The following is a 12,282-nucleotide window of genomic DNA, read 5'->3' as shown; positions in this document are numbered from 1 at the left end:
CACTCGCGATGTATCGCGTTTCAGAAAGGCACCCCGGTGCAGGAGGAGGAGCTCATGTCCCTCGAGAAATGGCTCGTACAGGCCGGCGAGACGAAGGTCATCGACCTCGACGTCGTCCGCTCGGTCAAGGTCGCCCTCGTCGGCGGCCAGATCGACGTCATCGCCCACGACGAGCCGACCGCTCGCGTGGAGGTCCACAGCGTCGACGGCCGCCCGCTCAAGGTCTCGATGGACGGCGACCGCCTCGAGATCGACCACGTCCAGCTCCGCTGGGACACCATCGTCGACGTCGTGAAGGGCCTCGGCCGCCGCGGCGACCGCGCCGACATCAGCCTCCTCGTCCCCCGCGGCGTCGACCTGAAGTTCGACACCGTCTCGGCCGACGGCCTGGTCTCGGGCCTCCACAGCGACGCCCGCGTCTCGACGGTCGGCGGCGACATCGTCGTCGACGGCCTGCACGGCGACATCGAGGTGAACACCGTCCACGGCGAGCTCTCGGTCCGCAGCCACACCGGCCGCGTCACCGCGCGCACCGTATCCGGCGACGTCACCGCGACCGGCGAGCTCACCCGCTTCACCGTCGACGGCGTCTCGGGCAGCGTGTTCGTCGACGCCGAGGGCACCCCCGACCGGATCCAGGCCAACACCGTCAGCGGCGACCTCACGATCCGCGTCGACGAGGGCCTCGGCGCCCGCTACCGCATCAACACGGTCTCGGGCACGCTCCAGCTCGACGGCTCCGTCGTCAAGGGAACCTTCGGCCGGGGCTTCACCTCGACCACGGGCTCGCTCGACTCGAAGTGGGTCGACGTCGCCGCCAACTCCGTCTCGGGAGACGTGGTCGTCGTCCGCCGGTCCGTCGCCGCGTCCTCCGCCTCGGTGGGCGAGGGCTGGGGCTCCCCCGGCACCGGCCCCGCCGACGGCCGCCGCCCGATGGACGGGAGCTCGCTGTGAGCCCCGTCTTCGCGCACGGCCGCCTGCGCCTCTACCTGCTCAACCTCCTCGCCGAGTCGCCGCGCCACGGCTACGAGCTGATCCAGGCGCTCAGCGAGCGCTTCGGCGGCACCTACGCGCCCAGCGCCGGAACGGTCTACCCGCGCCTCGCGAAGCTCGAGGAGGAGGGACTCGTCACGAAGGAGGCCGACGGCCGCAAGACCGTCTACTCCATCACCGACGCCGGCCGCGCCGAGCTCGCGAACCGCGCGACCGACCTGGGCGACATCGAGGAGGAGCTCACCGACTCCGTCCGCCGGCTCGCCGACGAGGTCCGCCTCGGCGTCGCGGAGGCGATGAAGAGCCTCCGCGCCGACCTGGCCAGCGCCGCCCGCGACTCGCGGGAGCCCGGACGCCGACCGGAGCACTCCGCCGAGGAGCCGCGCCCGCAGGACACGTCCGGCACCCCCTCCGAGCAGCCCGCGCCGGAGCAGGCCGCACCGGCCTCGGCCGACGCGCGCACCGCCTCGCGGATCGCTCTGCGCGACGCCGAGGTGCTGCTCACCGAGTTCCGCGACGAGCTGCGCGCGGAGCTGCGCACCGCCGCCTCCTCGGGATCCGTGACGACCGCGAGCGTCGACGCCCTGCGCGCCGCGCTCGACGAGGCCCGCGCCTCGGTCCGCTCCACCCTGGGCTGAGCCCGGACACCGCACCGCCGAGAGGGCGGGGATCCCGCCCGGGGTCCCCGCCCTCTCGGCGCTACTGCCGCCCGACCGCCAGCGCCTCCTCCTCCACGTCGAGGAACGCCAGAGCGCTCACCACCGCCGGCTCCTGGTACCGCCCCTCGGAGCGGGCGCGGAGCACCGCCTCCCGCTCGGCCGCGATCATCACGCGCCGGAGCCGGTTGTAGGCCTGCGGGAGCGGCTCCACGCCCTCGCCCTCCGGCGGGTTCTCCAGGGCGTCTGCGAGGAACGTCGCATTCCGCCGCAGCCGATCGAGAACGCGGTCCTCCACTCCGTCCTGCGGCTCCGCGTCGAGCCGGGCGAGCCCGACGGCCTGCGCCTCGGCGAGCAGCATCTGCTTCTCGACGCGCTCCTGCATCTCGTTCGGGGCCGGGAGCTTCAGGGCTCGGACGAGCCGCGGGAGCGCGAGCCCCTCGACGAGCGTCCCCGCCACCACGATGAAGGCGAGGAACTGCAGGAACGCGCGCTGCGGCGTCTCCGCGGGCAGGAGGAACGCGGCGGCGAGGGTGACCACGCCGCGGATGCCCGCGAACGACACCCCGATCGCGGTCGGCCAGGTCCACCCGCGCTGCTGCAGCCGGCGCGGACCGTGCCTGAACAACAGCGTCGTCATGCACATCCAGGCCACGCGGCTCCCGACCAGCGCCGCGAGCACGGCCGCGCCGATGCCGACCGTCTGCCAGACCCCGATGCCCGAGTCGGCCGTCGCCTCCACCACCGACGAGAGGCTCAGCCCGATGAAGAGGAACACCGCGTTCTCGAGCAGGAACTGGATCGTCCGCCAGTTGAGCGACTCCGCGATCCGCGCCTGCGCGGACTGGATGACCGGCGCCCGGTAGCCCAGGTAGAGCCCCGCGACCACGACCGCCAGCACCCCGGAGCCGTGCAGCAGCTGCGCCGGGATGAACGCGACGTAGGGCGTAACCAGCGAGAGGCTCGTGTCCAGGACGGACGACTGCACCTGCTTGCGCACGAACCCGAGCAGCACGGCGATGCCGATCCCGACCCCGCCGCCCACCGCCACGGCCAGCACGAAGTCGAGCGCGATGCGCCCGGGAGTGACCGTGCTGACGATCGCCAGGAGGGAGGCGTTCAGCGCCACCAGCGCGGTCGCGTCGTTGAGGAGGCTCTCGCCCTCGAGCACCGTGAGCATGCGCCGCGGCAGGCGGAGCCGCCCCGCGATCGCCGTGACCGCCACCGCGTCCGTGGGCGCCACGATCGCGCCGAACGCGAGGGCCGCGGCGACCGTGATCGCCGGGACGACCATCCACGCCACCGCGCCGACCACCGCGACCGTGAAGACCACGAGCCCGACCGACAGCAGGAGGATGCTGTCGCCGCGGGCGCGGACGTCGAGGACGGAGGTGCGGATCGCCGCCGCGTAGAGCAGAGGCGGCAGGATCCCGAACAGCACCACGTCCGGCTCGACCACCACCTCCGGGATCCCGGGGACGAAGGAGGCGAGAGCCCCGACGGCGACGAGCGCCACGGGAGCGGACCAGTTCACCCGCCCCGACAGCCCGGTGACCAGGACGGTCACCACAACGAACGAGACGATCCAGACGATCGCGACGACGGGCTCCTCCATCGCGTCACTCCTCCCGGGCGTCCGCGCGCCACGGCCCCATTGTGGCCGCCCGGAGAGCAGCCCGGACAGCCGCCGGGAGGGTGCGGCTAGCGGCCGGCCTCGTGGATGTCGCGCGCCTTGGTGACCTTCGCCGGGTCCACCGGGTTCATGCCGAGGACGATCTTGCCGCGCGAGTGGCGCTTCTCGAGGTCGTCGAAGGCGTCCTGCACCTGGTCGAAGGGGTAGAAGCCCGAGACGAGCACCCGCAGCTTCTGCTCGCCGACGAGGCCGACCAGCTCGCCGAGGATCTCGGTGTCGCGCTGGGCGGTCTCGGCGTCGGGCCAGACGGCGCGCAGCTCGATCTCCTTGCGGTCGTCGCTGGAGTGGAAGCGGCCCGCCGCGATGCCGAGCTCGTCGGCGAGGGCGTCGTTCTCCCCGCCGAAGTTGTCGAGGAACACCGTGACCCCGCCGGGCGCCGCGGCCCGGATGCGGTCGGCGATCCCGTCGCCGTAGACCACCGGCTTCACGCCGATCTGGCGGAGGTAGTCGAAGTTGCGCTCGCCGCAGGTGCCGATCACCGTCGCGCCGCGGAGCTTCGCCAGCTGGATCTCGAGACTGCCGACTCCTCCGGCCGCCGCGGAGACGAGGACGGTGTCGTCGGGTCCCACATGCGTGGCCTCCAGCGCGCGCCACGCGGTCACTCCGGCGAGGAACAGCGCGCCGCCGACCTCCCAGCTCACGGAGGCGGGCTTGGCGACGAGGTTGCGGCGCGGCACCACGACGTGGGTCGCGTGGGAGCCGACGAGCGCGTGGCCGACCACGTCGCTGCGGAGCTTGATGTCTGTGACGCCCTCACCGAGGGCGACGACGACGCCCGAGAAGTCGGTGCCCTGGCGCATCGGGAAGGCCGCGGAGTGGTCGGAGTCGAACTGGCCCTGCCGGATGAACGCCTCCATGTGGTTCACCCCGGCGGAGAGCACCTCGACCAGCACCTCGCCCGCCCCGGGCTTCGGCCGCTCGACCTCGGCGATCTCGAGGACGTCCGCGTCGCCGAAACGGCTGTACTGGACGACGCGGGCGGCGGTGGGGCTCAGACGGGACATGCGCTCATCATCCGCCCCCGCCGCCCGAAGCCCCCGACCCCCGAACGGGGGCGTGCGACTCAGGAGGGGTCGCTCGGGCAGTACAGCTGGGTGCGCGGACCGGAGCGGTCGATGACGTGCTCGGACATCGGCCGACCGCAGAGCGGGCACGCCTGCCCCGCGGGCGCCTCCTGCTCGGGCTGGTCGTACGGGCCGAGCGGCGGCGGGCCGATCCAGGGGAACAGCCGCGCGTTGAAGCGCTGGTAGAGGGAGCCGGTCTTCTTCCGCGTCATATCCTTAGTGTACTAACCATCAGGGCACGATGAGAGGATGACGCCGTGGAAACCGACCCACTCGCCCTCCAGAACCAGGTCTGCTTCTCCCTCGCCGTCGCGGCGCGCACCGTCATCGGGCTGTACCGCCCCGTGCTCGAGCCGCTCGGACTCACGCACCCGCAGTACCTCGTGATGCTCGCGCTCTGGGAGCGCAGCCCCCGCTCGCTCGCCGACCTCGGCTCCGCCCTCCGCCTCGAGCCGGCCACGCTCAGCCCGCTCGTGAAGCGCCTGGAGGCGAGCGGCCACGTCACGCGGGCCCGGAGCAGCGACGACGAGCGCCGCCTCGACGTCGCGCTGACCCCCTCCGGAGCGGCCCTCCGCGAGCAGGCCCTGCAGGTTCCTCCGCAGATCGTGGAGCGGCTCGACGTCCCCCTCGAGGAGCTCACCGCGCTCCGCGACAGCCTCACCGGCCTGATCGGAGCCGCGACCCGCGACGGCCGCTGACCCCCCGCTCGGGGCGCCGGCCGCGAGGACGCCGGCCGTCGCTCCCCGCCGCACCGGGAAACTCCCGGTCACAGCGCGGGATCAGCCTCCGCTCGGCCTGCTCCCGGCCGTCTTGACTGCCCCCTCGCACGGAGTAGTGTCATCGCTCGTGACACACGAGGGCCCCCCGTCCGCCGCGGACGGATCATCGGCCGACGCGACCGAGCTGCGCACCGCCAAGCACTTCTTCATCGGAGAGCCGCTCCCCAGCGACAAGCTCGAGGGACAGCTGCTGCAGAAGCGGCTCGCGCTCCCCATCTTCGCCAGCGACCCGCTCTCCTCCGTGGCCTACGCGCCGCAGGAGCTGCTGATGATCCTGCTGCTCGGCGGACTCTCCTTCCTCACCTTCGCCCCCTGGGTGGCCGCGTGCGTGGTCGTCCTCCTCGTCGTGGTGGTGCTGAGCTACCGCCAGCTGATCCGGGCGTACCCGTCCGGCGGCGGCGACTACGAGGTCGCCCGGACCAACCTGGGCGAGACGGCGGGCCTCACGGTCGCCGCCGCCCTCCTCGTCGACTACGTGCTCACCGTGGCCGTGTCGGTCGCCTCCGGAGTGGACAACATCATCTCCGCGGTGCCCGAGCTGGCGCCGCTGCGGGTCGAGCTGGCCATCCTCTTCGTGGTGCTGCTGGCGGCCGTGAACCTCCGCGGCGTCTCGGAGTCGAGCCGCGCCTTCGCCGTCCCGACGTACCTCTTCGTCGCGAGCGTCTTCGTGATGGTCGTCGTCGGCCTGGTCCGCACCGCCTTCGGCGACACCCCGGTCGCGGAGTCGGCGGGCTTCACCGTGCAGGGCGAGCAGCTCACGCAGGCGGCCGTCGTCCTCCTGCTGCTGCGCTCCTTCGCGAGCGGCTGCGCGGCGCTCACGGGCGTCGAGGCCATCTCGAACGGTGTGCCCGCGTTCCGCGCCCCGAAGGTCAAGAACGCCCAGCGCACCCTCGTCGCGATGGGCACGATCGCGATCGTGCTCTTCGTCGGCCTGACCGCCCTCGCCCTGCTCTCGAACGTGCACTACGCCGAGAACGCCTGCCATCTGGTGGGCTTCGCCGACTGCGCCACGACCCCGCAGCGCTCGGTGATCGCGCAGGTCGCCGCCGCCACGTTCGGCAACAACACGATCCTGTTCTTCATCATCCAGGCCGCGACGGCCGCCGTCCTGCTCCTCGCGGCGAACACCGCGTTCAACGGCTTCCCGCTGCTGGGCTCCGTGCTGGCCCGCGACGGCTACGCGCCCAAGTCGCTGAACACCCGCGGCGACCGCCTCATCTACTCCAACGGAGTGATCATCCTGGCGCTCGTCGCCGCGATCATCCTCCTCGTCTACCAGGCCTCGCTCACGAGCCTCGTGCAGCTGTACATCATCGGCGTCTTCGTCTCGTTCACGCTCGGGCAGTCGGGCATGGTCAAGCACTGGGTGCGGATGATCCGCAACGGCGAGGGCTCGCGCACCGTCTACACGAGCCTGGCCATCAACCTGTTCGGCGCGACGCTGACGTTCGCGGTGCTCGTCGTCGTCACGATCACGAAGTTCACCCACGGCGCCTGGCTCGTCTACCTGGTGATGCCGATCCTCGGTGTCCTGATGGCCGGCGTCTACCGCTATTACCGCGACGTCGAGAAGGAGATCGAGGTCGACCCGACCACGACCTTCGGCGCCAACGGCGACCACGCGATCGTGCTGGTGGGCCGGATGAACAAGCCCACGCTGAAGGCGCTCGACTACGCCATCGCGGCGCGGCACGAGACGCTGGAGGCGGTGCACTCCTCCATCGACGACGCGCAGACCGCGCAGCTGAAGGCCGACTGGGCGCAGATGGACATCGAGGTGCCGCTGCGCTGCGTGGCCTCGCCCTATCGCGACATCTCGTACCCGCTGATCAAGTACATCAAGGCCCACCGCCTCGAGCACGGCTCCGAGATCACCACGGTCTACATGCCGCAGTACATCGTCGGGCACTGGTGGGAGGCGTTCCTCCACAACCACAAGTCGCGGCGGATCCGCCAGAAGCTCCTGCTGGTGCACGGAGTGACGGTGGCGCTGGTGCCGTGGCTGCTCGACTCGTCCGAGCTGATCTACGGACGCCGCTCGCGGCCGATCCCCGGCCAGACGCGCCGCGGCGAGCCTGTGCGCCCGGTGACCCGCCGCCCGATCCCGCCCGCTTCCTCGCTCCCCCAGGGGGCCGCCGGCGAGGGCGCTCCGCGCATCCCGCAACGCCCGGCCTCGCAGAACCGGCCGCGCTCGAAGCGGCGCTGAGGCGGCGGGAGCTCCCGGCCGGCGGGGGCCCGGAAACGGGTAGAGGGCCCGCGGCGTGTGCCGCGAGCCCCCGATTTCCCCTTAGTGCCTTCCCCCGAAGGCGGCCCGCCCCAACGGGCCGTGTCCGACGCTATCGGTGGGCTATGCACCGGCGCATCCTCCTCGCGACGGATGCCCGTGCTCCCTTCAGACGACAGGCTCGTCCTCCGCCGTCTCAGACGACGGCCCCGCGCACCCCTCGGCCGGTGAGCCACCAGACCGCCGCGACGGCGACCGCGGCCGCCGCGCCGCCGCCCACGAGCAGGATCGCCGCCCGCACCACGTGGGCCCGGTAGGCGGCGTCGAGCGGATCGATGCCCGCCCCCGCCAGCACGATCCCGGCGGGCACCACCGCGGCCGCGAGCACCACGGCCGCGGCCGCGATGCGCACCGGCTGCCGGCCGTCGGAGCGGAGCTTCCGGGGACGGCGGCCGACGTACCAGACCACCGCGCCGATCCCGAGCCCGAGCAGCCCGAGCACGCCGCTCGCGTACTGCGCCCATCGGAAGCCGGGGAAGGGCCCGAGCTCCTGCTGCAGCAGCGGGATCGCCGAGACGAAGAGGCCGCCCCGGTGGGTGAAGCCGTCCCACATCACGTGGCTGGCGGCTCCGATGGCGATGCCGGCGGCCGCGAAGACGAGCACGCGGATCCATGCGGCGGCCCCGTGGGGCGGCGAGCGCCGGGGACGCAGGCGCGAGCGGACCAGCGCGGGCGCGAGGTCGCGCCAGGCCGGAGCGACGACCGCGCTCCACAGCGCGAGGCCGAGCATCCCGAGCAGCAGGTCGACGGTGACGACGCCGAGGAGGGAGTGGGTGGACTCGCGGGCGACGGCGATCGGGAGGTACATGCCGATGTCCGGGACCATCGCGCCGATGGCCACGGCCGCGGCGGGGATCCGGCCGTTCGAGAACGCGAGCGCGACGACGGCGTGGCTCGGCGTGAAGGGCATGACACGCACGCTATCCCGGCGACGCGACCGGCGAGTGTCCGCGTCGCGAAGCGCGCGTCACCGATCGCGGTCCGGCTCCTGGGCTCCGCTCCGGCGCGTCGGCCTCCCGGGGCCGGCGGTCAGCCCGAGGAACGTGATCCCCAGGACGAGGAACACCGGCCAGACCGGATTCCCGAGGACCGCGAAGACCGCTCCCGCCGCGAGGAACAGCGGACCCGTGACCGCGTTCCAGCGCCGGGACGCCTCCTCCGACGACATCCGACCCGAACCCTTCCCGTCCTGTGCGCGCGCCATCCCTCCACGCTAGATCGCCTCCGCGGAGCCCGCCTCCCCCGTCCGGCGGAGCCGCGCGCTCGGGGAGCTCCGAGCGCGGCGACCGTAGAATCGTCCGGAAGTCCGGCCCTCCGGGCCCAGCGGCGACGGATCGGAGCGGGTGTGCGGAAGGCGTTCGCGATCCTCCGCCTGGCCCTCGCCGGGCTGGGCGCGGTCGGACTCGTCGGCGACTTCTTCTACACCCTGGGCTTCCGCGCGTTCCAGATCGACAACTTCTTCGCCTACTTCACGACGCAGTCGAACATGGCCGGGGTCGTGGTGCTGGGCCTGTCCGGCCTGGTCGCCCTTGCGCGCGAGCGGGAGCCGCGCTGGCTCAGCACCGTGCGGGCGCTCGTGCTCACCTACATGGTCGTGTCGGGGATCGTCTTCGGGCTGATCGCGGTCGAGGCCAACAACCGAGGCGTGCGGGTCGACGTGCCCTGGTCGAGCGCGCTCCTGCACTTCGTGATCCCCACGCTCGCGATCCTCGACTGGATCCTCGGAGCCGGCCGCCGCCCGGTCGCCTGGCGCGGGGCGCTGACCGTGCTCGGCTTCCCGATCGTCTGGGGCGTCATCACCCTGGTCCGCGGGGCCCTCATCGGCTGGTACCCGTACTTCTTCCTCGACCCCGGCCAGGTCGACGGACCCGTGATGTTCGTGCTCTACGACGTGATCGTGCTGAGCCTGATCTCCGGCATCGCGGCGTTCGTCCTCGCGCTCAGCCGGGTGCGGCCACTCGGGGCGGCGCACGCGTCGGAGTGGCGGGGGCCGCTGGCGCGGCTCCGCGAGCTCGTCAGCCGGGGACGACGGCGAACGGCTCGAGCGCCGTCTGCGCGAGGGTGACCAGCTCGTCGTCGCTGAGGTCCTGCAGCGAGAGGGCCTGATCCGCTCCGACCAGCCCGACGAGCACCGCCTCGCCGGTCGACGGCTGAAGATTGAGCCACTCGGTGATGCCCGCCTCGGAGCCGACGAGCGACCAGCGCGCGGGGGCGTCGGCCTCCCAGAACGCCTCGTCGAAGCGCAGCCACAGCGTCTCGACGACGCCGGAGCCGAGGGCCGCGACGGCCGCGCGCTGCGCGAACGGGAGCGGCGGGTCGAAGGCGATCGCGTCCGTCTGGAGCACCCCGATCGGCACGGTGACCAGCACCCGGTCGGCTGTGAACGACTCGCCGGTGCCCAGGCGGATGCTGACGCCGGTCTCCGTGTAGCCGATGCCGCTCACCACGGCGCGCAGCGAGACCTCGACGTCGGCGAGCAAGGTGTCGACCAGCGGCGCGAGCCCGTCGGTCAGCAGCGCGTCGCCGGAGTCGTCGCTCAGCTCCTCCGCGGTCGTGGCGGCGGAGGCGTCGCCCAGTCCGTACCAGGAGGAGAGCTCCTCGGGAGCGGCGCCGGTGCGCAGCGCGGTCGTCCCGGCGAGGTGCGCCGCCACGCGGGCGGCGTCGCCGTCGCCGGAGCCCGGCTCGGCCTCGGCGGGATCGGGCGCTCCGGAGCCGGCGAACGACTCGGCGAGCGCCAGGTCCTCCGGCTGCTCCGCTCCCCACTCGAGAGCACGGGTCAGGGCGTCGGCACCCGTGGTGCCGGTGTCGAGAGCCGCGCCGTCGGCGTCGCTCGAGCGGACGTCGGCGAGGTCGACCGCGGTCGTGACCACGCCCGCGTCCGCGATGCTCTCGCGCAGGGCGGCTCCTGCGCCGGTAAGGGCCCATGCGCCGGTCTCGACGGCGATCGGCCAGCCGTCCGGAGTCGCGGTGGCGATGCGGCCGCCGGTGCGCTCGCGCGCCTCGACCACGGTGACGTCGAAGCCCGCGTCGGACAGGCGCCGCGCGGCGACCGCTCCGGCGAGACCGGCCCCGATGATCGCGATCCGCTCGCCCTCGTCGGCGACGGCGCTGATCTCGGCGGCCGCGCGGACCCCGGAGCTCCAGGCGCCCTGGAGCGTGCCGGGCGCCTCCGTGTCGGTGGCCTCGCCCGCGAGGAAGACGCGGTCGAGGACCGCGGTGCCCAGGTCGGTGCGGTGCTGCGGCGTCGCGCCGACGGGCAGGTAGGAGACGGAGCCGAGCGCGTACGGATCCTCGGCCCAGGCGGAGCGCACGAAGGCGGCCGGCGCGGGGACGGCGGTGGTGCTCGGCGTGGGCACGGGGGCCTTCGTGACCGAGCGGGTCGGCGTCGGACGCGACGGCGTGCAGCCCGCGAGGGCCAGGAGCCCGACTCCCGTGGCGGCTCCCGAGAGGAAGAGGCGGCGTCCGATCGTCATCCCGGACATCCTACGTTCTCGGCGTTCGGCCGGGGCGGCGCGGGCGGCGCGGTGCTGACGCCACCCGGGCACGCGGCCCGCTCGGAGGTGCGGGGTGACGGCGGGACGGCGAGCGGATAGCGTCGGGGCAGCGCGGACCGGTCCGCGGTGACGGGGGACGCGGCATGGACACGACACGGACGCGGACCGTGACGACGACGGCCGGGGCCCCTCCCCGCAGTCACCTCCACGCGGTACTGCTCGGCGCGCTGGGCATGATCGTGGTCCCGCTGCTCATCGTCCTCGCGACCACGGCCTGGTCCTCCCCCGGACCGGAGGAGTACGTCCGCATGGCGCTCGGCTCGGTGGTCGCGGCGGGCGTCTCGGTGGTCGGCGCCTGGTGGCTCGCCTTCGAGCGGCGCAGCGCCGGGGCACCCGGTCGCACCTGGTTCTGGGGCGTCGCCTGCCTCGTCACGGTCAACGCGGTCTCGACCGTCGGAGCCGCCGCCGACCGCCTCACCGGCCTGATCACGGGCTGAGCGGGTGGACGTCCAGGCGCGGTCACCGCGCTCGCCTCACTCCTCGGCGACCGCCCCGATGGTCCCGAATCCCTCCTCGAGTGAGCGGCAGCAGCATCGGCGCCGGTGATCGCCCCGACGAGACGACCGAGCGGCTCCGGCTGTTCCGTCCCGCCGAGAGCGATCTGGACGAGCTGTGGCGGCTGTACTCCGACGAGCGGATCGCGGCGGGCGACCCCCTCCTCCGGCACGACTCCGTCGAGCAGACCCGGGCGGTGCTCGCCCGCCGGACGGCGCAGTGGGAACGGGACGACCTCAGCAGCTGGGTCGTCCGGCTGCGGAGTCCCGAGGGCGGCGCGATCGGGATCGGCGGCTGCACCCTCCTCGCCGACACGGCCTGGAACGTCGCGTTCACCGTCCATCCGGACCACTGGGGCAGGGGGTACGCCCAGGAGGTCGCCTCCGCAGGCATCGCGCGGGCGCGGCGGCTCCGGCCGGAGCTCCCCGTGACCGCGGTCGTCGCGGAACGGAACGAGCGATCGCACCGGACGGTCGCTCGACTCGGGCTCGACCGGAGGTGGGCGGGCCCCGACGCGCACAGCCCCGACCCCGCGGCTCGCATCGTGCTCTACTCCGACCGCCTCCTCTCCGACGACGAGATCGGCCGCCTCACGAGCTGAGGGGCGCCGCGTGGCGCGGATTTCCGCCGGCAGCAGCAGAGCCGAGACGCCTGCGCGAGACCGCGACGTCACGTTCCGATGCGCATCCCGTCCCATCTTTCTTCCCGGCGGGCGGCGCTGCGCGCGAGTGGGTGGGTGGGCGGCGCGGCACTCGCGCTGACCC

The 12,282-nt window shown here is 73.3% G+C and carries 13 protein-coding genes; 7 read left to right on the top strand and 6 right to left on the bottom strand.

Annotated elements, in window-relative coordinates; genetic code table 11:
* The first annotated feature begins 54 nt into the window (after positions 1–54).
* Positions 55–954: a hypothetical protein gene (locus C5C63_RS11340; protein WP_258063932.1), complete on the top strand. Its 900-nt coding sequence runs from the start codon at positions 55–57 to the stop codon at positions 952–954.
* Complete coding sequence (locus tag C5C63_RS11335; protein ID WP_104226827.1) at positions 951–1,631, top strand: PadR family transcriptional regulator; 681 nt, start codon at positions 951–953, stop codon at positions 1,629–1,631. Before C5C63_RS11340 ends, C5C63_RS11335 begins: the two co-directional genes overlap by 4 nt.
* Before the next feature lie 61 nt (positions 1,632–1,692).
* Here C5C63_RS11335 and C5C63_RS11330 read toward each other — a convergent pair whose 3' ends face one another.
* From C5C63_RS11330 to C5C63_RS11320, 3 genes are all read right to left on the bottom strand, one after another.
* The gene (locus C5C63_RS11330) at positions 1,693–3,264 is read right to left on the bottom strand and encodes a sodium:proton antiporter (RefSeq protein ID WP_104326070.1); all 1,572 of its coding nucleotides are present in this window, start codon (positions 3,262–3,264) and stop codon (positions 1,693–1,695) included.
* An 86-nt stretch (positions 3,265–3,350) separates the two neighbouring features.
* Positions 3,351–4,346, bottom strand: a complete 996-nt coding sequence (locus C5C63_RS11325) for an NADP-dependent oxidoreductase (RefSeq protein ID WP_104238704.1) — start codon at positions 4,344–4,346, stop codon at positions 3,351–3,353.
* Between the two features lie 59 nt (positions 4,347–4,405).
* On the bottom strand, positions 4,406–4,618 hold the full coding sequence (locus C5C63_RS11320) for a hypothetical protein (RefSeq protein WP_104223750.1): 213 nt from the start codon (positions 4,616–4,618) through the stop codon (positions 4,406–4,408).
* A 45-nt stretch (positions 4,619–4,663) separates the two neighbouring features.
* On the opposite strand from C5C63_RS11320, the gene C5C63_RS11315 reads away from it, so the two are divergent.
* Positions 4,664–5,104 carry a MarR family winged helix-turn-helix transcriptional regulator gene (locus tag C5C63_RS11315; RefSeq protein WP_104223751.1) on the top strand — a complete coding sequence of 147 codons (441 nt, stop codon included), beginning with the start codon at positions 4,664–4,666 and terminating at the stop codon, positions 5,102–5,104.
* A 205-nt stretch (positions 5,105–5,309) separates the two neighbouring features.
* Positions 5,310–7,391 (top strand): APC family permease, encoded by a 2,082-nt coding sequence (locus tag C5C63_RS11310; RefSeq protein ID WP_104326083.1) that lies wholly within the window; start codon positions 5,310–5,312, stop codon positions 7,389–7,391.
* Positions 7,392–7,605: 214 nt separating this feature from the next.
* Here the strand turns inward: C5C63_RS11310 and C5C63_RS11305 are convergent, their stop codons facing one another.
* Positions 7,606–8,379 (bottom strand): DUF4184 family protein, encoded by a 774-nt coding sequence (locus C5C63_RS11305; RefSeq protein ID WP_104326069.1) that lies wholly within the window; start codon positions 8,377–8,379, stop codon positions 7,606–7,608.
* A gap of 57 nt (positions 8,380–8,436) precedes the next feature.
* The gene (locus tag C5C63_RS11300; RefSeq protein WP_146080930.1) at positions 8,437–8,673 is read right to left on the bottom strand and encodes a hypothetical protein; all 237 of its coding nucleotides are present in this window, start codon (positions 8,671–8,673) and stop codon (positions 8,437–8,439) included.
* A 141-nt stretch (positions 8,674–8,814) separates the two neighbouring features.
* Between C5C63_RS11300 and C5C63_RS11295 the strand changes: the two genes are divergently transcribed.
* Entirely contained in the window at positions 8,815–9,534 is a 720-nt protein-coding gene (locus C5C63_RS11295; protein ID WP_104326068.1) for a Pr6Pr family membrane protein, read from the top strand.
* On the opposite strand, the gene C5C63_RS11290 is transcribed toward C5C63_RS11295, so the two are convergent.
* Positions 9,485–10,942: an NAD(P)/FAD-dependent oxidoreductase gene (locus tag C5C63_RS11290; protein ID WP_181110606.1), complete on the bottom strand. Its 1,458-nt coding sequence runs from the start codon at positions 10,940–10,942 to the stop codon at positions 9,485–9,487. The genes C5C63_RS11295 and C5C63_RS11290 overlap by 50 nt on opposite strands.
* Before the next feature lie 164 nt (positions 10,943–11,106).
* Here C5C63_RS11290 and C5C63_RS17070 point away from each other — a divergent pair, with 164 nt between their 5' ends.
* Entirely contained in the window at positions 11,107–11,460 is a 354-nt protein-coding gene (locus tag C5C63_RS17070; protein ID WP_181110605.1) for a hypothetical protein, read from the top strand.
* 80 nt (positions 11,461–11,540) lie between these two features.
* On the top strand, positions 11,541–12,119 hold the full coding sequence (locus C5C63_RS11285) for a GNAT family N-acetyltransferase (protein ID WP_181110604.1): 579 nt from the start codon (positions 11,541–11,543) through the stop codon (positions 12,117–12,119).
* Positions 12,120–12,282: the final 163 nt, after the last annotated feature.

It is taken from the genome of Rathayibacter sp. AY1B8 (assembly GCF_002932775.1).
GTDB lineage: Bacteria > Actinomycetota > Actinomycetes > Actinomycetales > Microbacteriaceae > Rathayibacter.
This window is presented reverse-complemented; position numbering and strand designations above follow the sequence as displayed.

Excerpts from the sequence above, each read along its gene's own strand:
- C5C63_RS11340 (WP_258063932.1), top strand. The coding sequence starts at position 55 with ATGTCCCTCGAGAAATGGCTCGTACAGGCCGGCGAGACGAAGGTCATC.
- C5C63_RS11330 (WP_104326070.1), bottom strand. The coding sequence starts at position 3,264 with ATGGAGGAGCCCGTCGTCGCGATCGTCTGGATCGTCTCGTTCGTTGTG.
- C5C63_RS11325 (WP_104238704.1), bottom strand. The coding sequence starts at position 4,346 with ATGTCCCGTCTGAGCCCCACCGCCGCCCGCGTCGTCCAGTACAGCCGT.
- C5C63_RS11320 (WP_104223750.1), bottom strand. The coding sequence starts at position 4,618 with ATGACGCGGAAGAAGACCGGCTCCCTCTACCAGCGCTTCAACGCGCGG.
- C5C63_RS11305 (WP_104326069.1), bottom strand. The coding sequence starts at position 8,379 with ATGCCCTTCACGCCGAGCCACGCCGTCGTCGCGCTCGCGTTCTCGAAC.
- C5C63_RS11300 (WP_146080930.1), bottom strand. The coding sequence starts at position 8,673 with ATGGCGCGCGCACAGGACGGGAAGGGTTCGGGTCGGATGTCGTCGGAG.
- C5C63_RS11290 (WP_181110606.1), bottom strand. The coding sequence starts at position 10,942 with ATGACGATCGGACGCCGCCTCTTCCTCTCGGGAGCCGCCACGGGAGTC.
- C5C63_RS17070 (WP_181110605.1), top strand. The coding sequence starts at position 11,107 with ATGGACACGACACGGACGCGGACCGTGACGACGACGGCCGGGGCCCCT.